Raw genomic sequence first — 23421 nt, forward strand, 5'->3', positions numbered from 1 at the left:
CGCTGTCGATCAACCGCGCTCGGACGGTACCGACGACAACTCAAACGGGCTGCTGCTACGGCGCTGGTTGCGGTCTTCACGAGGGGTGGCGCCGAAAAAATTACGGTAGGCGCTGGAGAAGTGCGGCCCTGAGGAAAAACCGCACGACAGGCCGATCTGGATGATCGACTTGCTGGTTTGCATCAACATCTGGCGGGCCTTGTTCAGGCGCAGCTCCAGGTAGTACTGGCTGGGGACGCGATTGAGGTACTGCTTGAAGATCCGTTCGAGTTGTCGTCGCGACACGCACACATGCTGGGCGATTTCGTCGGTAGTCAGCGGCTCTTCAATGTTGGCTTCCATCAGCAGCACGGCCTGGGTCAGCTTGGGATGGCTGGATCCCAGGCGGTTTTGCAGCGGAATGCGCTGGCGTTCGCCACCTTCACGGATGCGTTCCACCACCAACTCTTCGGAGACCGCACCGGCCAGTTCGGCGCCATGATCACGGGCCAACACTGCCAGGAGCAGGTCGAGCACCGACATGCCACCGCAGGCGGTGAGTCGATCGCGGTCCCAGTCGAACAAATGGCTGGTGGCGATGACCTTGGGGAAACGCTCGGCAAAATCGTCCTGCCAGCGCCAGTGCACGGCGGCACGATAGCCGTCGAGCAGGCCGAGCTGGGCCAGCGGGTACACACCAGCCGACAAGCCACCGATCACGCATCCGGCGCGAACCAGTTGCTTGAGGGCGGTGCTCAATGGGGAGGCGATGACCGCGGGGGGTTCGTCCGCCAGCAGGAACAGCTTCTGGAAACCCTCCAGCTTACCGCCCCACGGCTCGCCCGGCAGTTGCCAGGCGCCCTCGGTGGACGGCTCGGCTTGCAGGAACGACAGCTCGTAGACCACGTCCGGATGCACCCGCTGGGCAACGCGCAAGGCCTCCTCAGCCAGCGCAAGCGTCAGGGCTTTTGTGCTGGGCCAAATCAGGAAACCAATTTTATGGGCGGTCATGGAGTGCTATCCGAAGCGAGTAACGTAATGAAGACAAGGGCTAATGCTAGCCCGTAAACCAACACAAATCTTTAAAGCTGATGAATATCCAAATGTCGGACCGAGCTTGCTCGCGAAGGCGGTACTTCAGCTATACATGTATCGACTGACACTCCGCTTCGCGAGCAAGCCCGCTCCCACAGGGGGCCTGGGCCAACCTGAAGACTGCCGAGCATGCACTACTTCAGTGCACAAAAGCAGTCTTGATTATTTCAGGCTGCCCGAGAGGAACTGCTGCAAGCGCTCCGATTGTGGGTTCACCAGCACTTCACGCGGGTTGCCGCGCTCTTCGACGATACCTTTGTGCAGGAACACCAGTTGGTTCGAGACTTCACGGGCAAAGCCCATTTCGTGGGTCACCACCACCATGGTGCGGCCTTCCTGCGCCAGGTCCTGCATCACCTTGAGCACTTCACCGACCAGTTCCGGGTCGAGGGCCGAGGTGGGTTCGTCGAACAGCATCACCTCAGGTTCCATCGCCAGGGCACGGGCGATGGCTACGCGCTGCTGCTCACCGCCGGACATGTGGCCAGGGAACGCATCCTTACGATGGCCCACGCCGACCTTGGCCAGGTAGTGCTCGGCCTTTTCACGGGCTTCTTTCTTCGACACGCCGAGCACGTGCACGGGCGCTTCCATCACGTTTTCAATCGCGGTCATGTGCGACCACAGGTTGAAATGCTGGAACACCATGGACAAGCGCGAACGCATGCGTTGCAGTTGCTTGGGGTCGGCGGCCTTCATGGCGCCGTCCTTGTTGGCCACCAGTTTCAGCTCTTCGTTGTTGAGCAGAATCTTGCCGGCGTGGGGTTGCTCCAGCAGGTTGATGCAGCGCAAAAAGGTACTTTTGCCTGAACCGCTGGAACCGATGATGCTGATCACATCACCGGCTGCAGCAGCCAGGGACACGCCTTTGAGCACTTCATGACTGCCATAGCGTTTATGCAGGTCTTGGACTTCAAGTTTGTACATGCGGTCGGTTCTCACAGAAACAGGTGGTCAGTCGTTGAGCAAGCGCCCGTGACGCAGCGCATCGCGCCCCGCCACCTTGGCCAGCCAGAAACCCGCTTGGGCATAACGTAGCCGTTCAACGGCAAACAACACCCCCGAGGTGCCCGCGCAAAGGGTGCTGACGCGGTCCTCCAAGGGGTCAATCACTTCAAAAATCGGTTCGCCTTTTTCGACCCACTCACCCGCTTTACGCAGGTAGCTGATCACGCCGGCGTGGGGCGCAAACAGTAATTCGGTGCCTTCGAAGGGCAGGCCTTCACAGGGTTCGAATTGTGGCGCGGGCCATTCGCCCTTGATCAACCCCTGCTCGGCGAGGAACGCGAGAATGCCTTCGGCGTGGAAGATCGCCTCGTCACGTCCCGTATCCGCCTGACCGCCCAATTCCAGCGTAGTCGCCAGGCAGGCCAGCGGGATCTGCGCCTCGGGGAATGCCTGGGACAGACGCAGCCACGGCAGCGAACAGGCTTCATCGAACGAGCTGCCGCCGGAGTCTTCCGCCAGCAGGCCGACTTTCACATTCAGGTGCGCCGACAGCGAACGCCACTGCGGCCAGTGCTGGGGCAATGCGTACATGTGCAGCGCGGCTTCGGCGTCGCAGTGCAGGTCGAGCACGACATCGGCGGTGCAGGCGTGGCTGAGCAGGATGCGCTGCATGCCTTGCAACTGGCTGTTCGGCTCGGGCAATGCGTTGAGCGCATCGGTCATCGCCTGGCGAATCATGCGCACGTTGGCGTGAGGATCATCCCCCAGCTTGCCCGTGAGCAACTTGGCCACCGGCTCGCTCAGCTCAACGAAATCGCGGTTGAAATTCTTGCCGCTGCCCACTTCGAAACGGCCCTGGTGGCTGCCTTGCAGCAACTGGCCCAGGCCCATCGGGTTGGCGACCGGCACCAGCTCGATCACGCCATTGAGCGCACCTTGCTGTTCCAGTTCGGTGAGGCGCTTCTTCAGCTCCCACGCGGCGCGCATCCCCGGCAACTCATCGGCGTGCAAGCTGGCCTGAATATAGGCCTTGCGTTCGCCCTGGCCGAAACGGAACACGCTCAGTTGGCGCTCGCACCCCAGGTGGCCCCAGGGCAACAGGTGATCGACACGTTCCATATCAGTGCTTCCGTGGAGCCAGGTAGCTCAGCCAGCGGCGCTCGGCCAACTTGAACAGGCGCACCAGGATGAAGGTCAGGCACAGGTAGAACACACCGGCGGTGATATAGGCTTCGAACGGCAGGTAGAACTGGGCGTTCACCGTGCGCGCGGCACCGGTGATGTCGATCAGGGTGACGATGGAGGCCAGGCTGGTGGTCTGCAGCATCATGATCACTTCGTTACTGTACTGCGGCAGCGCCCGACGCAAGGCCGATGGCAACAGGATGCGGCGGTACAGCTTATAGCGCGACATCCCCATCGCCTTGGCCGCTTCGATCTCGCCGTTGGGGGTGGCCTTGAGGCTGCCGGCAATGATCTCGGCGGTGTAGGCGCTGGTGTTGATCGCAAACGCCAGGCACGCGCAGAACGTGGCACTGGACAACAGCGGCCACAGGAAACTTTCGCGCACCGCTTCGAACTGGGCCAGGCCGTAATAGATCAGGAACAACTGCACCAGCATCGGCGTGCCACGGATCACATAGGTGTAGAGCCAGGCCGCGCCGTTGACAATCGGCTGCTTGGACACGCGCATCAAGCCCAAAGGCAAGGCAGCGAGCAAGCCGAAGAACAGCGAGATGGCGAGCAGTTTCAGGGTGGTCAGCAGGCCGCCAAGGTACAGCGGCATGGCCTCCCAGATGACGTTGTAGTCGAAGATCATAGATCAGCCGCCCTTACGCCTACCGAGTAGCGCTTCTCAAGATGACGCAAGGCCAGCAACGACACGCTGGTGATCACCAGGTACATCGCCGCCACTGCGAGGAAGAAGGTAAAAGGCTCGCGGGTGGCGTCTGCCGCCTGCTTGGCCTTGAACATCATGTCTTGCAGGCCCACCACCGAAATCAGCGCAGTGGCCTTGGTCAGTACCAGCCAGTTGTTGGTGAAGCCAGGGATCGCCAGACGGATCATCTGCGGCACCATCACCCGGAAAAACACCTGAAAACTGCTCATGCCATACGCCAGGCCGGCTTCGGCCTGACCCTTGGGAATGGCCATGAAGGCGCCACGGAAGGTTTCCGAGAGGTAGGCGCCAAAGATGAAACCCAGGGTGCCGATACCGGCGGCCAAGGGGTTCAAGTCGATATAGTCGTCGTAGCCGAGCATCGGCGCGACGCGGTTGAGCAAGTCCTGGCCGCCATAGAAAATCAGCAGGATCAGCACCAGGTCGGGGATCCCGCGGATCACCGTGGAGTACAAGTCACCCAGCCAGGCCAACCAGCGCACCGGCGACAGGCGTAACGCGACCCCGATCAGACCCAGAACAATGGCCAAGGCCATGGACGACAAGGCGAGCTGAAGCGTCAACCATGCGCCATCGAGGATGACGGCCCCGTAGCCTTTCAACATGATTCAGGTCCTCGAAAAGGGGGATGAAAAAATGGCGCAAACCTCAGGAATTCTGTTGCTTGCGCCATTTCGGACAGACAGCTGCGACGATTTACTGGGCTTCAGGGCCGTAAATGTCGAAGTTGAAGTACTTTTTCTCGATTTCTTTGTACTTGCCATTGGCACGGATCGCGGCGATGGCAGCGTTGATACGGTCCAGGTTTTCCTTGTCGCCCTTGCGTACCGCGATGCCTATGCCGTCACCGAAGTATTTGGCGTCGGTGAAGGCTGGGCCGGTGAACGCGTAGCCTTTGCCAGCCGGGGTATCGAGGAAACCTTCCTGCAGCAGGGTCGCGTCAGCCACGGTGCCGTCGAGGCGACCGGCTTCCACGTCCAGGTAGATTTCGTTCTGCGAGCTGTAAGGCACAATGGTTGCGCCTTTAGGCGCCAGGACTTCCTTGGCGAAACGATCGTGGATCGAACCGCGCTGTACGCCGATCTTCTTGCCCTTCAGTTCATCCAGGCTGTCGCTGACGGCGGTGCCTTCCTTCAATACCAGGCGCGCTGGGGTCAGGTAGTAGCGGTTGGTGAAGTCCACGGACTTCTTGCGGTCGTCAGTGATGGACATGGACGACAGGATCGCGTCGATCTTGCGCACTTTCAGCGCGGGGATCAGGCCGTCGAACTCTTGCTCGACCCAGGTGCACTTGACCTTCATCTCTTCGCACAGGGCGTTGCCGATGTCGTAGTCAAAGCCGACGATACTGCCATCGGGCGCTTTGGAGGCAAACGGAGGGTAAGCCGCTTCGATACCAATTTTCAGAGGCTTGCCTTCAGCGAAAGCCTGCATGGACAGCACGGACAGCGCCAGGGCGCCCAACAGCACGAGTTTCTTCATCTTGGGACTCCATCGGTATAGGGCAAAACAGCAGTATGAGCCATGGCCCACGATGCGGCGTAAGGGAAACCGAATTGCGGTGCTGCGTCCCACACCAGCGACACACTGGAGACGACGAGCGAGTGATCGGCATTCTAACGACAGGCCGGAAGCCGATATTTCCTCAATGCGACAACAATTTACAGAAGCACCGAGAAAGCGGTTCCAGCTCATTGACAGCCTCTGAATTTTATGCAGAGACAAAAGACATTAAACCTGTAGATGCTGCAAGTTGCGGGCCTATTATTCGCAAACCCTTCTAGCACGGCAAGTCTGGCGTTTAATCTTATTTCTTGGAGCGTCTAAAACGCGGTTTTTCGAGGCATGGGCGTAGCCCTTTGCCTCAGGTTTGGGCGTGGGGTTACACATTTGCGTTCGACGGTAACATTCAGAAACCTCCTACGCGAGAAACCGATATTTATTGGGTTGCAGGTTATACCGGTCTTTCAGATCACTAACCGATACCTGCTCGCAGTACCCTCCCGATGTGGGAGCGGGCTTGCTCGCGAATGCGGCGGGTCAGTCAATACATCTTTGACTGATACACCGCATTCGCGAGCAAGCCCGCTCCCACAGGGATTTCAAGCGTTTGCCAGATCCCACAAAAAAGCCCCACTCGGCTCACACCGAATGGGGCTCTGCCCCATCAACCCGCCTTACGCGACGTTCATGGTCTTGTGCGTTTCAATCAAATGCGCGACCACACCCGGGTCCGCCAAGGTGGAAATGTCGCCCAACCCGTCGTACTCGCCCGTGGCAATCTTGCGCAAGATACGGCGCATGATTTTCCCCGAACGCGTCTTCGGCAAGCCCGGTGCCCACTGGATCACGTCCGGCGAAGCGATCGGACCGATTTCCTTGCGCACCCAGTTTTTCAGTTCCAGGCGCAGGGCTTCATTCGGCTCTTCGCCATTTTTGAGCGTGACATACACGTAGATGCCCTGGCCCTTGATGTCGTGCGGGACACCCACCACCGCCGCTTCGGCGACTTTCGGGTGGGCAACCATGGCGCTTTCGATCTCGGCGGTACCCATGCGGTGGCCGGACACGTTCAACACGTCGTCCACGCGGCCGGTGATCCAGTAGTAGCCATCCTCATCACGACGCGCACCGTCACCGGTGAAGTACATGCCACGGAAGGTCTTGAAGTAGGTGTCGACGAAACGGTCATGGTCGCCGAACAGCGTCCGCGCCTGGCCTGGCCACGAATCGAGGATCACCAGGTTGCCCTCGGCAGCCCCTTCGATCAGGTTGCCCAGGTTATCCACCAACGCCGGCACCACGCCGAAGAACGGACGCGCCGCCGAACCCGGCTTAAGCGCATGGGCACCCGGCAGTGGGCTCATCATGTTGCCGCCGGTTTCGGTCTGCCACCAGGTATCGACAATCGGGCAACGGGATTGGCCGACGTTCTTGTAGTACCAGTCCCAGGCTTCCGGGTTGATCGGCTCGCCCACCGAACCCAGCAAACGCAGGCTGCTGCCATCGGCGCCTTCACAGGCAGCGGTGCCCGAAGCCATCATCGCGCGGATCGCGGTCGGTGCGGTGTAGAGGATGTTGACCTTGTGCTTGTCGACGATCTTCGCCACCCGCGTGATATCCGGGTAGTTCGGCACGCCTTCGAACAGCAGCGTGGTCGCGCCATTGGCCAGCGGGCCGTAGACGATATAGGTGTGGCCGGTGACCCAGCCGACGTCGGCGGTGCACCAGTAGATTTCACCTGGGCGGTAGTCGAACACGCGCTCATGGGTCAGGGCTGCGTACAACAGGTAGCCGCCGGTGGTGTGCTGCACGCCTTTAGGCTTGCCGGTTGAGCCAGAGGTATAAAGAATGAACAGCGCTTCTTCAGCCCCCATCTCTTTCGGCGCGCACACAGTGCCGGCCACTTTCATCAGGTCTTCGTACCAGATGTCGCGATGCTGGTTCCACTTGATGTTGCCATTGGTGCGCTTGCACACGATGACTTTCTGGATGCTGCTGGTTTCCGGGTTGGTCAGGGCGTCGTCGACGTTGGCCTTCAGCGGAATCTTCTTACCCGCGCGGATGCCTTCGTCGGCGGTGATCACTACCTTCGACTTACAGTCGATGATGCGACCGGCCAGGGCCTCCGGCGAGAAACCGCCAAACACCACGGAATGGATCGCACCGATGCGGGTACAGGCCAGCATGGCGACCACGGCTTCGGGGATCATCGGCATATAGATAGTCACCACGTCGCCGCGATGCACATCCTGACCGCGCAGGGCGTTGGCGAACTTGCAGACTTCTTCATGCAGCTCGCGGTAGGTGATGGTGCGGCTTTCGGAAGGGTCATCGCCTTCCCAGATGATCGCCGCCTGATCGCCGCGCTCGGCGAGGTGACGGTCCAGGCAGTTGTAGGAAACGTTCAGCGTGCCATCGGCGAACCACTTGATGTCGACATGGTGATCGTCGAACGAGGTCTGCTTCACCGTGGTGAAAGGCTTGATCCAGTCAAGGCGCTTGGCTTGCTCGCGCCAGAAGCCATCGGGGTTGACCACCGACTGCTGGTACATGGCCTTGTAGGTCGCCTCGTCGGTCAGCGTGTTGGCTGCTACTTCGGGGCGGACGGGGTACAGGGAAGCCGCACTCATCTTTCTTACCTCGGTGACATAGTTGTTGTTGTATGGCCCTGTTGTAGCCGGGGCCGACCTATAGAACCATTCGACGATGGTAGTAACAAGCCCCTACAAATTGCCCTGATATCGCCGTCTACACCTCTAGCCCGCGGGCTGCGGCGCTTCGCAGCTGTGTGAAAAAAGCTTTACCACGGGATTGTTACAAAAACCGCCAATAGTGTTTATCAAAAGTACGGGTATATGAATATAACCCGCAGGCCTAAAATCAACTCCGTCAACACGACACTGTGATTAACAACGCAACAGCCCCCACGAAGGCAACGTTAATCCGAACTTTCCAACCCTAAGTTACACACGTGGCCTCACAAGGGCCCCGTGACCCCACTCGCCCTGAATAAGGTATATAGAGAAATGAAAGCTTTAGTAGTTATGGCCCTCAGCAGCTTGTGCGTCACCGCCGCCCTAGCCGACGAAGCCCCGACTGACGTAGCTAGCCGCAACACCCCGATCGTTGAGGATTACACTTACAGCACCCACTTGGATGTTGCCAAAGTAGTGTCCATGAGCAGTATTCCGGAAGTGTGTGAAGTTGTACCGGTGAAGATGGAATATGAAGACTCACAAGGTCAGCGTCACATTCTTAATTACCATGTGATGGGCAATGGTTGTTCTAACGGGTAATAACCTGATTAGGTTAACCTGAATCCGATCTTATTCGCCGCAAGAAATCGTTCTTGCGGCAAAGAACCGGGCCCCTCCTCCCCTCACTGCGCCCCCTCGAAAAAAATCCTGCCGCTCGTCCCTCCGGCCAACCCCAGCAAACCCGCGCTTTGGCTTGAAAAGCAGGCTTTTTGTCTGCGATCCGTGACCATCCGCCACAACACAAAGCCGATTTTTTCCCTATAATGCGCGGGTAAATCGGGCCTGCAATATCCCTTTACACTGGGATGAAGAGCCAGACCTGAGGCCTCCCGCTGGAGCAAGCACCTACCGCTCCGCACCTCAAGCCTCACGCAGAGCACCCGTAACCCTATTCCGTTTAATGCGTGCGCTAGCTGCAACAAACGATTCCTTAAGATCCACCGCGGCCTCAGGGCCGTGTGAACACCCAACCATCCGGTTTCACACGGGCACCTTTGAGCCCTCACGCAGGAGACGACACGTCATGCTGAGCTGGGACGAATTCGACAAAGAAGAAGAAGGCGAAGTAGCCACCAAAGGCGCCAACGCCGGCCACGCCACCGAAGCCAACATGGACCGCCTCGACGGTGACGGCGCCAAAGCCGCCCTCGAAGCCCGCGCCGTCACCGCCAGTGACTCCGCCGCCATCGTGCGCGCCAAGGCCGCCCTGGACAAACTCGACGTCGCCGAAGGCCTCGCCGAGCTGGAAGGCTCCGCCGCCCGCGTCGCCGTTGACGAAAAGCGCATGATCAACTGCCGCGCCGACCTCAACCAACTCGTGCCGTTCAAGTACGACTGGGCCTGGCAGAAATACCTCGACGGCTGCGCCAACCACTGGATGCCGCAAGAGGTCAACATGACCGCCGACATCGCCCTGTGGAAAAACCCCGAAGGCCTGACCGACGACGAACGCCGCATCGTCATGCGCAACCTGGGGTTCTTCTCCACCGCCGACTCCCTGGTCGCCAACAACCTGGTCCTGGCCGTGTACCGCCTGATCACCAACCCGGAGTGCCGCCAGTACATCCTGCGCCAGGCCTTCGAAGAAGCGATCCACACCCACGCCTACCAGTACTGCATCGAATCGCTGGCCATGGATGAAGGCGAGATCTTCAACATGTACCACGAGATTCCATCGGTGGCTAAAAAAGCCGCCTGGGGCCTCAAGTACACGCGCTCGATCTCCGATCCGAAGTTCGAAACCGGCACCGTCGAGACCGACAAGGAACTGCTGCGCAACCTGGTCGCCTACTACTGCGTCCTGGAAGGCATCTTCTTCTACTGCGGCTTCACCCAGATCCTGTCCATGGGCCGCCGCAACAAAATGACCGGCGTGGCCGAGCAGTTCCAGTACATCCTGCGCGACGAGTCGATGCACCTGAACTTCGGTATCGACGTGATCAACCAGATCAAAATCGAAAACCCACACCTGTGGGATGCCGAGATGAAAGAGGAAGCGACCCAGATGATCCTGCAAGGGACTCAGCTGGAGATCGAATACGCGCGCGATACCATGCCACGCGGTGTACTGGGCATGAACGCGGCGATGATGGAGGATTACCTCAAGTTCATCGCGAACCGTCGCTTGTCGCAGATCGGTCTTAAAGAAGAGTACCCAGGGACCACTAACCCGTTCCCATGGATGAGCGAGATCATGGACTTGAAGAAAGAGAAAAACTTCTTCGAAACCCGTGTGATCGAGTACCAGACCGGCGGCGCGCTGAGCTGGGATTGATTCCTGAGCCCAGCCCCCCTATGAAGCCCTGACGTGTTCAGGGCTTTTTTATGCCCGGTGAATTGCCACTTCTTGAAGCACATCCGGCTGACCACCTGACCCAGAAGGGTTCGGATCGCACTACCAATGCTGTAGCCTTGTGCCCCAATTGCCATCAGCGTTGTCACCGGTCGAGTGATCGGAACGCTTTCACTGAAGCGCTTTACAGCAAAGTCGGAAGATTGGCACGGGAGTAAACTCCTGCTGTCACACCTGATGCACGCTAAAAAAATACTAGATAGGACCGAGGCCAACCCGTGAACCCAGACATGCTCGAAGCCGGCCCCGTTGACGCCAAAGTACTCTCCGTCTTTGACTTCGACGGCACCCTGACCCACCACGACAGTTTCGTGCCCTTCCTCAAGTTTGCCTTTGGTACCGGTGAGTTTTATGGCCGGATGGTCAAGCTGGCGGTGCCGGGGCTGCGCTTTTTGGTGCGGCAGATCAGCCGGGATGAGTTGAAGGCGCAGTTGATTCGCACCTTTATGACCGGGGTGGAGAAGACGTGGGTGCAACAGAAGGCCGAGGAGTATTGCCAGCGCAATTGGGCGCGGCTGATGCGCCCGGCAGGGGTGTTGTCGGTGGAGCACGAGTTGGGCTCGGGAGCGGAGGTCACGCTGTGTTCGGCGTCGCCGGCGTTGGTGTTGCAGCCGTTTGCGAATCGGCTGGGGATCAAGTTGATCGGGACTGAGCTTGAGGTGGTCGACGGGGTGTTGACCGGCAAACTCACCGGGAATAACTGCCGGTGTGAGAACAAGGTGCTGCGCCTTGAAGCGGTGTATGGAGACCTGGGGGAGTATCGGCTCCGGGCCTGGGGCGATACGCGTGGGGATAGGGAGTTGTTGGCGGCGGCGCAGGATGCGCATTTTCGGCATTTTCATTCGAAGAAGAAGCGCAAGCAGTTGCGGTGATCGCGCACTGGCATGAGATGCCAGGGGTTGAATGCCAGATTGGTGATGAAGCCCAACCTGAAAAGGTTGGGCTTTTTTGTGCCTGGTAGAAAACACTGCGCGTTAGATAGCACATTGCCTAGGCGGAAAATGTATCGATACCAATAGCGAGTTCGGCAGGTGGACCGAGGTGATCCCTTCGCAGCCTCGCTGGGGCTCGACAGCTCCCACAGTTGAGCGTCGTGAGCTTGTTGAGCGGTGTTCGGCGGAGCTTATGTCGTGGCTTTGAGGTCCACGCCCAGCGCTGTAGCGAAGGCTTTTACCAGCGGGCTTCTTGGGGCGTTGTGGCGCAGGATCAGGTTGAAGGCGGTGCTCAGGTGAACATGCTCCGGGCACAGTGCGCGCAGGCGCCCTTCCCTTACCAGCGGTGCGGCGTAATGCTGTGGCAGGAAGCCGAGGAAGCGGCCGGTCAGGATGAGAATGGCGACGGCTTCCACTTGTGAGGCCGAGGCCGACTGGCTGTCGTAGTTGACGAAGTTGGCCTTGTCGCGGTGGATCGCGTACCGATGGTTGACCACTTCGTATTGGCGCAAGACTTCCGGCGTGATGTCGCTCGCAGTGAACAGCGGATGTCCTACGGCGCAGTAGGCGTGGGCCTTTTCTTCGTACAGCGGGAAGTAGTCGAATTCCTCACGGCGTTGGTACACGGGGACGATGCCGACGATCAGCCTTCCTTCCACCACACCGCGCTCAACTTCGTCCAATTGTGAGGCATGTAAGCGCAATCTAATCTTGGGCGACTCGCTGTGTAATTTCCCCAACGCGGTAATCAGCGGCGAATTAACGTCCGATACAGTGTTATCAATTACGCCGACACTAAGGTCACCAATAAGCTCGTTTTGCGCCGAACTAAGCTTGTCGCGAAAACTGTCCACCGAGGTAAATAACTCGATGGACGCCTGATACACCAACTTGCCTTCTTCGGTGAGGCCAAAGCCTTCCCTGCCGCGCGTACACAGGCGCATGCCGATGCGGATTTCAAGGTCGGAGATCTGTTTGCTGATGGCCGCCAAGCCCACATTCAGCTCGTTTTGCGCGGCGCTGAAGCCGCCGGCTTCGACAACCGCCATGAATACCCGGAGCAATTTGAAGTCCAGCCCGCTCAGTTGCAGGGGCGGTCTTGTGCCGGGTTTGGGCGGTATGTTTCCAGAAGTGGAAAGTGGGGTTTCCATAATACGCGTTGACCTCAAGTGCCATATTCAACAGGCTTTGACCCAGTCCTTGAACATAGCCAGGCGGCGATAATGAACATAAACATCCGCCCTTGGCAACCATGAATACGGCGCGTCAGACGCCGATTCAGTCTAGTTGAAACCTTATTTTTACTGCCTCCGACTCTTCTAAAAACAAGCGTGAGGAACATCCATGTCCCAGCCCACCGACCGCCTTTGGGGCGCTCGTTTCAAGACCGGTCCGTCTGCTGCATTGGCCGCGTTGTCGCGTTGCCCTGAGCGCTATTTCCGTCTGACGCCTTACGACCTGGCCGGCTCCCGTGCCCATGCCCGTGAGTTGCAGCGCGCCGGTTTGCTGGATGAGTCGGAAACCCTGCGCACCCTTGAAGCGCTGGACAGTATTGGCATGGACTTCGCCGCCGGCACGCTGCATCCGACCCTGGATGACGAAGACGTGCACACCTTTATCGAACGCGTATTGACCGAGCGCCTGGGCGCCTTGGGTGGCAAATTGCGCGCCGGGCGTTCGCGCAATGACCAAACGGCCAATGACCTGCGTCTTTTCCTGCGCGACCACGCGCGCACCATCACCACTGAGGTGCTGGGTCTGCAGCAGGCGTTAGTGGACCAGGCTGAACAGCATATCGAGAGCGTCTGCCCCGGCTTTACCCATTTGCAGCAGGCACAACCGATTGTGTTTGCTCATCACTTGCTGGCCCACGCGCAATCGATGTTGCGGGATGTGCAGCGGTTGGTGGATTGGGATGCGCGAACGGCGTTGTCGCCCCTCGGTGCGGCGGCCATGGCCGGTTCGGCGATTGCGCGCCAGCCGGAGCATTCGGCCAAGGAGATGGGCTACACCGGGCCCTGTGAAAACTCGATCGACGCGGTCGCCAGCCGTGACCATGTGGCGGAGTTTCTATTTGTGGCGGGCATGCTCGGGGTGAATATTTCGCGCCTGTCTGAGGAATTTTGCCTGTGGTCGTCGCGGCAGTTTCGCTGGGTAGTGCTGGACGATGCCTACGCCACCGGTAGCTCGATCATGCCGCAGAAGAAGAACCCGGACATTGCCGAATTGGCGCGGGGCAAGGCAGGGCGCTTGATTGGCAACCTGACCGGTTTGATGTCGACGCTCAAGTCGTTGCCGCTGTCGTACAACCGCGATTTAAGTGAAGACAAGCACAGCGTGTTGGACAGTGTGGATACCTTGCTGCTGGTGCTGCCGGCGATGGCCGGGATGGTCGCAACCATGAAGGTGCAGGTTGAAGAGCTGCGGCGCCAGGCGCCGATGGGCTTCACCTTGGCGACGGAGGTGGCGGATTGGTTGGCCACGCGCGGTGTGCCGTTCAAGGAGGCGCATGAGATTACCGGCGCACTGGTTCAGGCCTGTGAGAAGCATGAGATTGAATTGTGGGAAGCCTCGCCGGCGATGTTGGCGGAGGTGGACGCGCGGTTGCTGCCTGAAGTGCGGGACTGCTTGAGCCTGGAAGCGGCGATTGCGGCGCGCAGTGGGTGGGGCGGGACGGCGCCGGAGCGGGTTCGCGAGCAGATTGGGCGGTTGAAGATTGCATTGGCGGCTCAGCAGCAGTGGGCTGAGAGCTATCAGGGCTTTCGGATTTAAGCCTGTCAGAGGTGTGGTGCTGGGGCTGACGCTTTCGCGAGCAAGCCCGCTCCCACATTTGGACCGAGTACATCAGTAGTAGCGTCATCAGTTTTGGAGAAGCACCATGAACCAAACCCCGGCAGAGCGCTTGGAAGCCGAGCGCAAGTTGTCCGAGAACCAGTTCGATATCACGCAGTACGAGCACGTGCCGCGTCGCTACTACGGGCGGATGTTTTTTGCCACGTTGATCGTGATTGTGTTGGCCGCGCTGTTGCGTGCATTTGCCAATGGTCAGATCGAATGGTCCTACATCGGTCAGTTCCTCACGTCTGAAGCCATCCTCTGGGGCCTGGTGAACACCATCATCATGTCGGTGTTGGCCATGGCGCTGGGCGTGGTGATCGGCGTGATCACGGCGATCATGCGTATGTCGGCCAACCCGATCCTGCGGTATGTGGCCATCACCTACACCTGGCTGTTCCGGGGCACGCCGCTGATCCTGCAACTGCTGCTGTGGTTCAACCTGGCGCTGATCTTCCCGGTGATCGCGATTCCGGGCCTGTTCAGTATCGACACTGTCGATCTGATGACGCCCTTCGTGGCCGCCCTGCTCGGCCTGAGTATCAACCAGGGCGCCTACACCGCCGAAGTGGTGCGCGCCGGTTTGCTCTCGGTCGACACCGGCCAGTACGAAGCCGCCAAATCCATCGGCATGCCGAGCCTGCAAGCCCTACATAGGGTAATTCTGCCCCAGGCGATGCGCGTGATCATTCCGCCTGTAGGCAATGAGTTTATCAGTATGGTGAAAATGACCAGCCTGGCCAGCGTGATCCAGTACTCGGAGCTGCTGCACAACGCGCAAAACATCTACTACGCCAACGCACGGGTCATGGAGCTGCTGATTGTGGCCGGCATCTGGTACCTGGCGGTGGTGACTGTTCTTTCATTTGGTCAAAGCCGCCTTGAGCGTCGTTTTGCCCGCGGCGCCGGCAAGCGTTCGTAAGTCTGGGTTGAGGAGATTTGCCCCATGAGAAGCATCGTCAAGGCCGTCAACCTGAACAAGTATTACGACCAGTATCACGCGCTGCGCGACATCAACATCGAGGTCGAGCAAGGCGAAGTGATGTGCATCATCGGCCCGTCGGGTTCCGGTAAAAGCACGCTGCTGCGTTGCGTCAACCAACTGGAAAAAATCGACAAGGGCGGCCTGTGGGTCGACGGCGAACTGGTGGGTTACCGGGTCGTCGGCAACAAGCTGCATGAGATGAATGAATCGCAGATTGCCCGCCAGCGCCTGGCCACCGGCATGGTGTTCCAACGCTTCAATTTGTTCCCTCATATGACCGTGTTGCAGAACATCATCGAAGGCCCGTGCCAGGTGCTCAAGCGCTCGCCCAAGGAGGCCATCGAAGATGCGCTGGAGTTGCTGGCCCGCGTCGGCCTGGCAGACAAGCGCAATGCCTACCCTGTGGAGTTATCCGGCGGCCAGCAACAGCGTGTGGCGATTGCCCGCGCATTGGCCATGCGCCCCAAGTTGATGTTGTTTGACGAACCCACGTCAGCCCTCGACCCGGAGCTGGTAGGAGAGGTGCTGTCGGTGATGCGCGATCTAGCCACCACCGGCATGACCATGATCGTGGTCACCCACGAGTTGGGCTTCGCCCGCGAAGTGTCCAACCGCATGGTGTTCATGGATGCCGGTCAGATTGTGGAAGCCGGCAGCCCCGAAGAAATTCTAATAAGCCCACAAAACCCGCGTACCCAAAGCTTTATTTCTGCCGTTCGCACTTAACTAAAAAACAAACGAGAACGCCCCCATGAAAAAATTATTTATCCCAACCTTGCTCGCAGGCTTGCTGGCCTCCTCCGCTGTTTTCGCGGCTTTGCCGGCGGCAATCAAGGACAAGGGTGAGATCAGCGCGGCCATCGTGCCGAACTATCCGCCGATGGATTTCAAGGACCCGGCCACCAACACACTCACCGGTTTTGACTTCGATCTGGGCAACGCCCTCGCCGAGCGCCTGGGCGTAAAGATCAAGTGGCAGGAAACCGGCTTCGAGCAAATGCTCAGCGGCCTGACCACCAAGCGCGTGGACATCGTGCTGTCGGGCATGACCGATACCGCCGAGCGGCAGAAATCCGTAACCTTTATCGACTACTTCAGCAGCGGCCCGCAGCTGTACACGATGGCCAAGCGTGAAGACCTCAAGGAATTGACTGACCTGTGCGGGAAAAAAGTCGGCACCAGCCGTCGCACCACTTGGCCGTCGGAAATTGCCGCGTGGAGCAAGGAAAACTGCGAAGCGGCGGGTAAGCCAGCGATCGTGGTAATCGGCACTGAAGGCTCGGCGGATGCGCGCGCGCAGTTGCAGCAGAACCGCTTGGATGCGGCGATGCAGGGCAGCGAGACGATTCCTTATTTGATGTCGCTGGACAAGGGCAAGTACAAGCCGGTGGGCTTGGCGATTTCCAAGCAGTTCACCGGGCTTGGGATCGAGAAGAGCAACACGCAATTGGTCACCGCGATCAGTGAAGCGTTGCAGGGCATGATCGATGACGGCACTTACGGCAAGATCCTGAAAAAGTGGGATCTGGAGCAGGGCGCGGTCGAGAAGATCAGCATCAACGCCGGCCAATAACCCTCCTTCTGTAGGAGCGAGCACGCTCGTTCCTACAGAAAACCAAGCCACCCAGACAAGGACATGTGCCCCACCGTGGCCACCTACTCCCTGGTAATCCGCCGCCTGATGATTTGCTCGCTGACCATCGTCATCAGCCGGGCAATGACCAGTCCCTTGATGACTTTGTTGCTCAGCCGGCGCCTGGGCCTCAACCAGCAGGACATCGGCTTGCTGATGGGCATCGCGGTGTTTACCGCCACCCTGATGGGCCTGTACGGCGGCTACGTCATCGACCGCATGGAAAAGCGCAAGCTGCTGATCCTGGCGATGCTCTCCAGCTCCATCGGTTTTCTGTTGCTGACCTTTGCCACCAACCTTTACCTCACCACCTTGACACTCGTCATCACCGAGTCGGCATCGGCGCTGTTCCTGATCGGTTCCAAGGCGATCATCAGCGAGAACCTGCCGGTGGAGCAGCGCGCCAAGGTGTTTTCCCTGCGCTACACCCTGACCAATATCGGCTACGCCACAGGCCCCATGGTGGGCGTGGTGATTGCTGGGCAGATGCCCCTGCTGCCATTCATGCTGTCCAGCGCCATCGCGTTTATCAGCGTGTTCCTGATGATAGGCATCCCGCCTACCCAGCGTGAGGAAAGCAGCAAGCCCTTGAGTTTTCTCACCACGCTGAAGACCCTGCGCAACGATCGCAGCCTGGTGCTGTTCACCGGCGGCAGCCTGCTAAGCACCATCGTGCATGGCCGTTACACCTTGTACCTGTCGCAATTTCTGCTGGTGATTCACAACCCGGATGATGCACTGAAAATTCTTTCCGCCGTGCTGGCGTGCAACGCAATCACGGTAATGTTGCTGCAATACCAGATCGGCCGCTTCCTTAAGCGTGAGCAATTGCGTTACTGGATCCTGCTGGGCACTGCGCTGTTCATCGGCGGCCTGATCGGCTTCAGCCAGGCCGACAGCCTGCTGTCGTGGTGTGTGGCCATGTTCGTGTTCACGTTGGGCGAGATGATTATCTTCCCGTCCGAATTCCTGTTTATCGACACCCTTGCCCCCGAGTCGCTGCGTGGCAGTTACTACGGTGCGCAGAACCTGGCGGCCTTTGGCGGGGCGCTGAGCCCGGTGATTTGTGGCTATCTGTTGATCAACTCACCGCCGACCACGATGTTTTATGCACTGGCCGGGTTGACGGCGGCGGGCGGTGCGCTGTGCTTCTTGAGCGGGCGGCGGGTTGCAGGTTCTTGCTGATATTTACCCAGGATCCCGCTATTAATAGCGAAACCTCTCACGGACCCGAGCCCCATGAAATTCGACACGGCCTACTGCCTGAGTCTCGATGACAAGCTGTCGATCTACGACGTACGAGACCTGAATTTCGACGAAACAACCGATTTCGACTCAGACAAGGACAGCTTTCTCTGCCCCAATGACGACTGTCGTGCGGCGTTTGATCCCGGCAACGCGCTGAGCACCTTCAACGCCAAAAACGTCAATTACCTGCGCACGCCGCATTTCAAGAACAAGACCAGCACCCGGCATATCGACGGTTGTCGTTACGCCAGCACGCACAAGACTGCGGTAGATGACAGTGACGACGAGCGTGAGGACCATTTCCCATCGGAGTTTGTACTCACCCGTCGTCAGTACGAACGCCAGACGCCGCTTGCGAGTACAGAGGGAAGCATCCCACACGATCCAGTGAAAGCGCCCTCAAACCGAAGCTCTGTATCCCACCGCGCCAATGACAGCACCCCAGACAAAACCAGCGTGTTCGCCCACCCGGTCGAATGTTTCGTGTCCAACATCGACGACAAGGACAAGCTCAAGTCCATGCCGTTGAAAATCGGTGACCACACCGCGACCTACTGGACGTTTTTCAAGAAAATCGAATACCTGCAAGACAACAAAGGCCTGATCTACTGGGGCAAGATCAGGGCGATCAAGGACTACACCAGCAGCTTTCGCATCGACTTCGAAAAGAAAGTGTGGCTCGACAAGAAGCCCTACTCGGTCAACGTCTACCTGAGTAAAAAACTCATTGAGAACTACCGCAAACGCAAGGTGTTCCTGGAGCAGATCAAGGCGGCCGTGGACAGTGAGCGCGCGTTGTACTGCTTCTTCTACGGGGTGACGCCGGAGCTGAAACAGGTGCCGAGCAAGAAGAATCCCGAGCAGACCTTCGGAGTATTCAGTGCCAATATCGAGAACCTGGACCATCTGATCATTCGGGAAGCGCCAGGGGTGGAATAGTGGGTCAGCAAAAATCCAGTTGATGAGCGGTCAAAACAACTGTACAAAAACACAGTATAGTTTGCCCTCCCCCGTCGAACCTGGAGAAACCCCATGTCCTCTCTGGCAATGAGCTCTTTCGTAGAACAGCAGATCGTCCTGCATCAATTCACCGCCAAACACAGTGTGCAAGCCCGCGCGATGCTGGGCTGGAGCCGGGAAGACCTGGCTCGCCAGGCCGGTGTGGCCGTTGAGGCGGTTCAACAGTTTGAAAGCCAGCATGACGTGGGGGATGAAACCCGCCTGGCCTTGGCGTTTCGGTTGGAAGCTGAAGGGCTGGTGTTTTTCCCGGGGTTTGCACCGGGGTGGGGGATGAGTGTGCGCCGGTTTGACTGTGCAGAACCAGAGCCTGTAGCGCAGGGCATCCTCTCCCGTCTGATAGGCACAACGTCGGCATCCCTTGAACCTAAAGGTGCGTAGAGCTTCATGCCTGCAGTTGTCGCGCCCAGCGCATCATGTGCGGCGGTTGGCCAAAGGCACGCAGGAATGCACGGCGCATCCGTTCCGGGTCGCCGAAGCCGGTTTCGCGGGCGATGGTGTCGATGAAGTGGTCGCCAAGATCGAGCAGCAGGGACGCCTACGAAACAGCAAGGCTCCCTGGCACCCAACCTGTCGCATCGCTCCCCAGCGGCACGCTACGGCGTCAAAGTTGCGGCTTAACCGCTACCTGAGCTGCTTGCTCATACCCATGGGCCACTGCCAGCAAGGTAGGCTCGGCCCATTGGGTACCAAAAAAGTAGGCACTGGTGGGTAGACCATCCTCATCTACACCAGACGGTACGGCGATTCCCGGATAGCCGGCTGCCGCGACGCCGAAGTAACTGTTGGTGTCGAAATCCGACACCATCGCGTCCAGGTTTTCTGCCTTGATCGGGTCATCGATCGAGCTTCTGAAATCCTGGATGAGCGCATCCCACAGTGGCTTGCGTGCAGCTGGCGTCAGCGTTGAGGCGCTGATTTCCCTGAGCACCGGTTGATGATCCGTCTCACTGCCATCGCGTTCGTCGTTGAACCGGATCAGTTCGGTCAGTGACTTGACCGGCAATCCCGAGCGCTTGCCCAGGTAGGTATTCAGTGAGTCCTTCACATCCGAAAGCAATAGTTCGTCGTACCGTGAGGCATCGGCCAGGCGCAGGTTGACCGGCACCAACACCGCGCCTTGCTCGCGAAGCACTTCCAATGTCCGATTGAACGTCGTGCTGTTCTCCACTGGCAGGGTTTCACCCTCTTTGGAGAACGTGGCGGGATAGCCGATACGCTTGCCTTTCAACGCGCCTGGAACCAGTAACTGGGTGTAATCGATACCTTGGGGTGCTCCCACGCTTGCTGGATCCGCAGGATCACTGCCTGACATGGCATTGAGCATCAGTGCAGCATCAAACACAGAACGCGTCATCGGGCCCGGTGTGTCCTGGTACTGGCTCGCGGGAATAATTCCATTGCGATCCAGCAGGCCGACAGTGGGCTTGAGCCCGACAATACCGTTGCGCGCTGCCGGCACAATGATCGAACCGTTGGTTTCTGCCCCCACCGCCATGGGCGCCAACCCTGCTGCAACGGCGGCGGCAGAGCCGGAGCTGGACCCTCCAACGTCGGCATCCCTTTGATGAGGGTTGCGGGTCTGCCCGCCCCGACTGCTCCAACCATCGGGGCCCCCACGGAACCCAGCCATTTCAGTCATGTTGGTTTTGCCGAGGATCACCGCGCCCTGCTGGATCAGGTAGTCCACCAACGGGGCGTTCTTGCTGGCTGATGCACCGACCAGCCCAAACGCACCCGCACTGGTTTGCATGCCTTCGGTTTCGATCGTGTCCTTGAGCAAGATGGGAATGCCATGCAGCGGCCCGCGCACGTTGCCATTGGCCCGCTCACGGTCCAACTCACGTGCGGTTTCAAGCGCCTTGGGATTGAGTTCGATGATGGCGCTCAGTTGCGGATCCAGCCTGCGAATCCGCTCCTGCAGGTGAGTGACCAGATCGACCGAAGTGAGCCCGCCCGGCAGGGCCATTTGCCTGCTGAGCTCGTTGACACCGAGGTACTCAGTACCCGCGGGCACAGGTGTTGAGGCAATGGGTGAGGCGTCTCCAGCGAACGACTCTACGACCTGCCAAACCATGGCGCCCATGCCATATGCGATTCCTAACATACGACCTCCTGAGAAGTAAGAAATGAAGAAGGACCAACGTTGATCCGTAGGCCAGTCTAAAAACTCCACCCCTCCTTGGCAGCGCGGCGAGGGTGATTCACCGTGTGGGATAGTTCAGCGCTGCGGGTGGCTCATCCTGTCGATCCATCAGACGGCACACGTTTTGATACCCCTGTACCAGCGCCGGCAGCCAATCTTTCGCCCAACGTGCACCGTAGAACCACAGCGTCGCGCCATCCTCGAGCGGCGCGCCAACCCCTGGGTAGCCACTCCAGCACGCGCTATGGAAGGCGCTGCTACGGCTGTCGGATACCAGGGCATCCAGTCGGAATGCACGCACCAGCTCATCGATTTCGTTGCGGGTGTGAAGGGTGTGATTGGCCCGGTGTGCAGGCACTGGTACCAGCTCGATACCGGCCTGGCGCAGGATGTCCAAGGCTTTCAGGAAGGAGGGAGGGTGTTCGATCCGCCCCTCTTCGTGGTCATCCACAAACCGCTCGGCAAACCCCACGCGCCTGCCGCCCAGCGCGTGAGTAGCCGTGAAGGCCGTGTTGTTTTCCACCAAGGGGACTTCAACCATCACCGGCCCAGAGGGATCGACGCCACTTAAGGCAATCAACGACAGCGCCGGGTCGCGCAAGGGTTTCAGGGGAAGACTCGGAGCGTCATAACCTGGAATGGGGACGATTCGTCCAGGGTTGTCACGAGCCTGGGGCTCGACACCGAAAGCGATACTTCGCGGGTTCCCTTGCTCGTTGAGCGAAGTCGCCAGGCCAGACGCTTCAGTGAGCACAGAAGCTGGTTGACTCGGTGGGCACGGTATACCCGCCTGCCAATATTTCCGACACTTACTCTCCATAAATACCGTCCCCCGAGAATTGATTTTCCGGGGATCATCGCACCCTTGGCTGGCGTCTGTCGCAGCTCTGAAACAGCTTGAAAACTCCTTTTTCCGGCGGCTGTTCCGTCAGCCGGCTAGCTGTTCCTGCGCACCTTGGGCTTCAACCTCTAGCCACCACGCACACCCTCGCTCAGGCTGGTTCAAGCTGAACGCCTGCCCCATCTGCGGTGTGGTGATACACACGTTGCGCTCCCAGGCCAGGGCCATGATGCGGTCGAACGGTTCGTGCCAGACATGGAACGCCAGGTCGAAGGTGCCGTTATGAATCGGCAGCAACCAGCGGCCTTTGAGATCGATATGCGCTTGCAGGGTTTGCTCAGGTTGCATGTGCACGTGGGGCCAATCGACGTTGTAAGCGCCTGTTTCCATCAGCGTCAGGTCAAACGGACCGTACTGTTCGCCGATGCGTTTAAAGCCGTCGAAGTAACCGGTATCGCCGCTGAAAAAAATCCGTCGCGCACCATCGATCATCACCCAGGAACACCACAAGGTCTGGTTGGCATCCAACAGGCCCCGCCCGGAAAAATGCTGCGCAGGCGTGGCAACAAACCGAATGCCCTCCACCTCAGTGCCCTGCCACCAATCCAGCTGGCGCACTTTGCTGGCGTCCACGCCCCATTTCACCAGAATGTCCCCGACGCCCAGCGGCGCGAGAAAATAGCGGGTCTTATCGGCCAATTGGACGACAGCCTTGCGGTCAAGATGGTCGTAGTGGTTGTGGGAAAGAATCACTGCCTCTAGCGGCGGCAGCTCATCAAGACTGATGGGCGGCGGGTGGAAACGCTTGGGGCCGGCCCAACTGAACGGCGACGCACGCTCGGCGAACACCGGGTCGGTCACCCAGAATTTGCCGCGCATTTTCAGCAAGACCGTGGAATGCCCAAGGCGGAACACACTGTGATCCGGCGCCGCCAACAGCTGCTCGCGCGTCAGCGGCTGCACCGGGATCTGCCCCACCGGCCGCGTGCTACGCGGCTTGTTGAACAACATATTCCAGAAAATACGCAGGGTTTTGCCGAAGCCCCCCTGCTGTACGGGCGCCTCGTTGCTGAAGTGCCCCTGGTCTTGCTTGGGCGCTGCCGGCGAAGAATCGACACGGGACGAAATCGTGGCCATTTACAGGTGACTCCTACAGACCGATCTTTAATTACACTGCACAGTGTAGTTTTAAGATTGCAACAAAATACACAGCAAGTAAACTACTGAGTGTAACTTTCCTTGACGAACCG

General features: G+C 58.9%; 22 protein-coding genes and 1 pseudogene. 11 read left to right on the top strand and 12 right to left on the bottom strand.

What is annotated here, in order from left to right; all coding sequences use genetic code 11:
• Positions 1-9 precede the first annotated feature (9 nt).
• The 7 genes from PF1751_RS21475 to acs form a co-directional block, all read right to left on the bottom strand.
• The gene (locus PF1751_RS21475; protein WP_010208312.1) at positions 10-990 is read right to left on the bottom strand and encodes a GlxA family transcriptional regulator; all 981 of its coding nucleotides are present in this window, start codon (positions 988-990) and stop codon (positions 10-12) included.
• 246 nt (positions 991-1236) lie between these two features.
• Entirely contained in the window at positions 1237-2001 is a 765-nt protein-coding gene (locus tag PF1751_RS21480) for an ABC transporter ATP-binding protein (RefSeq protein ID WP_010208310.1), read from the bottom strand.
• A gap of 27 nt (positions 2002-2028) precedes the next feature.
• Complete coding sequence (locus tag PF1751_RS21485) at positions 2029-3141, bottom strand: succinylglutamate desuccinylase/aspartoacylase family protein (RefSeq protein ID WP_021491462.1); 1113 nt, start codon at positions 3139-3141, stop codon at positions 2029-2031.
• A gap of 1 nt (position 3142) precedes the next feature.
• Positions 3143-3841: an ABC transporter permease gene (locus PF1751_RS21490; protein ID WP_010208307.1), complete on the bottom strand. Its 699-nt coding sequence runs from the start codon at positions 3839-3841 to the stop codon at positions 3143-3145.
• On the bottom strand, positions 3838-4527 hold the full coding sequence (locus PF1751_RS21495; protein ID WP_010208305.1) for an ABC transporter permease: 690 nt from the start codon (positions 4525-4527) through the stop codon (positions 3838-3840). Before PF1751_RS21495 ends, PF1751_RS21490 begins: the two co-directional genes overlap by 4 nt.
• Before the next feature lie 91 nt (positions 4528-4618).
• The gene (locus PF1751_RS21500; protein WP_010208303.1) at positions 4619-5404 is read right to left on the bottom strand and encodes an ABC transporter substrate-binding protein; all 786 of its coding nucleotides are present in this window, start codon (positions 5402-5404) and stop codon (positions 4619-4621) included.
• A gap of 695 nt (positions 5405-6099) precedes the next feature.
• On the bottom strand, positions 6100-8055 hold the full coding sequence (acs, locus tag PF1751_RS21505; protein WP_010208301.1) for an acetate--CoA ligase: 1956 nt from the start codon (positions 8053-8055) through the stop codon (positions 6100-6102).
• Between the two features lie 396 nt (positions 8056-8451).
• Between acs and PF1751_RS21510 the strand changes: the two genes are divergently transcribed.
• From PF1751_RS21510 to PF1751_RS21525, 4 genes and pseudogenes are all read left to right on the top strand, one after another.
• A complete protein-coding gene (locus PF1751_RS21510) occupies positions 8452-8721 on the top strand; it encodes a DUF2790 domain-containing protein (protein ID WP_021491461.1) in 270 nt (89 codons plus the stop codon).
• Between the two features lie 484 nt (positions 8722-9205).
• Positions 9206-10456: a ribonucleotide-diphosphate reductase subunit beta gene (locus PF1751_RS21520; RefSeq protein WP_044287739.1), complete on the top strand. Its 1251-nt coding sequence runs from the start codon at positions 9206-9208 to the stop codon at positions 10454-10456.
• Between the two features lie 65 nt (positions 10457-10521).
• Positions 10522-10692 (top strand): annotated as a pseudogene (locus tag PF1751_RS28575) (HNH endonuclease); the annotation flags it as partial.
• A 72-nt stretch (positions 10693-10764) separates the two neighbouring features.
• Positions 10765-11406, top strand: coding sequence for an HAD-IB family hydrolase (locus tag PF1751_RS21525; RefSeq protein WP_021491294.1), 642 nt, complete (start codon positions 10765-10767; stop codon positions 11404-11406).
• Positions 11407-11657: 251 nt separating this feature from the next.
• Here the strand turns inward: PF1751_RS21525 and PF1751_RS21530 are convergent, their stop codons facing one another.
• Positions 11658-12617, bottom strand: a complete 960-nt coding sequence (locus tag PF1751_RS21530) for a LysR family transcriptional regulator (RefSeq protein ID WP_021491293.1) — start codon at positions 12615-12617, stop codon at positions 11658-11660.
• Between the two features lie 193 nt (positions 12618-12810).
• Between PF1751_RS21530 and argH the strand changes: the two genes are divergently transcribed.
• The 7 genes from argH to PF1751_RS21565 all read left to right on the top strand — a co-directional run bounded on the left by argH (position 12811) and on the right by PF1751_RS21565 (position 19565).
• On the top strand, positions 12811-14238 hold the full coding sequence (gene argH / locus PF1751_RS21535) for an argininosuccinate lyase (RefSeq protein ID WP_044287740.1): 1428 nt from the start codon (positions 12811-12813) through the stop codon (positions 14236-14238).
• Between the two features lie 106 nt (positions 14239-14344).
• Positions 14345-15223: an amino acid ABC transporter permease gene (locus tag PF1751_RS21540; protein WP_042571264.1), complete on the top strand. Its 879-nt coding sequence runs from the start codon at positions 14345-14347 to the stop codon at positions 15221-15223.
• Between the two features lie 24 nt (positions 15224-15247).
• Positions 15248-16012 (top strand): amino acid ABC transporter ATP-binding protein, encoded by a 765-nt coding sequence (locus PF1751_RS21545; RefSeq protein WP_010208290.1) that lies wholly within the window; start codon positions 15248-15250, stop codon positions 16010-16012.
• Between the two features lie 25 nt (positions 16013-16037).
• Entirely contained in the window at positions 16038-16859 is an 822-nt protein-coding gene (locus PF1751_RS21550) for an ABC transporter substrate-binding protein (RefSeq protein ID WP_042571263.1), read from the top strand.
• A gap of 75 nt (positions 16860-16934) precedes the next feature.
• On the top strand, positions 16935-18104 hold the full coding sequence (locus PF1751_RS21555) for an MFS transporter (protein ID WP_042571270.1): 1170 nt from the start codon (positions 16935-16937) through the stop codon (positions 18102-18104).
• A 54-nt stretch (positions 18105-18158) separates the two neighbouring features.
• Positions 18159-19106, top strand: coding sequence for a hypothetical protein (locus tag PF1751_RS21560; RefSeq protein ID WP_044287741.1), 948 nt, complete (start codon positions 18159-18161; stop codon positions 19104-19106).
• A 93-nt stretch (positions 19107-19199) separates the two neighbouring features.
• Entirely contained in the window at positions 19200-19565 is a 366-nt protein-coding gene (locus PF1751_RS21565; RefSeq protein WP_021491290.1) for a helix-turn-helix domain-containing protein, read from the top strand.
• A 4-nt stretch (positions 19566-19569) separates the two neighbouring features.
• Here the strand turns inward: PF1751_RS21565 and PF1751_RS29945 are convergent, their stop codons facing one another.
• The 4 genes from PF1751_RS29945 to PF1751_RS21580 all read right to left on the bottom strand — a co-directional run bounded on the left by PF1751_RS29945 (position 19570) and on the right by PF1751_RS21580 (position 23308).
• Entirely contained in the window at positions 19570-19716 is a 147-nt protein-coding gene (locus tag PF1751_RS29945) for a hypothetical protein (RefSeq protein ID WP_420820070.1), read from the bottom strand.
• A gap of 72 nt (positions 19717-19788) precedes the next feature.
• Positions 19789-21291: an amidase family protein gene (locus PF1751_RS21570; RefSeq protein ID WP_044287742.1), complete on the bottom strand. Its 1503-nt coding sequence runs from the start codon at positions 21289-21291 to the stop codon at positions 19789-19791.
• A 97-nt stretch (positions 21292-21388) separates the two neighbouring features.
• On the bottom strand, positions 21389-22084 hold the full coding sequence (locus PF1751_RS21575) for a hypothetical protein (protein ID WP_226994526.1): 696 nt from the start codon (positions 22082-22084) through the stop codon (positions 21389-21391).
• Between the two features lie 174 nt (positions 22085-22258).
• Entirely contained in the window at positions 22259-23308 is a 1050-nt protein-coding gene (locus PF1751_RS21580; RefSeq protein WP_044287743.1) for an MBL fold metallo-hydrolase, read from the bottom strand.
• Positions 23309-23421: the final 113 nt, after the last annotated feature.

The organism is Pseudomonas simiae (genome assembly GCF_000934565.1).
Lineage (GTDB): Bacteria > Pseudomonadota > Gammaproteobacteria > Pseudomonadales > Pseudomonadaceae > Aquipseudomonas > Aquipseudomonas simiae.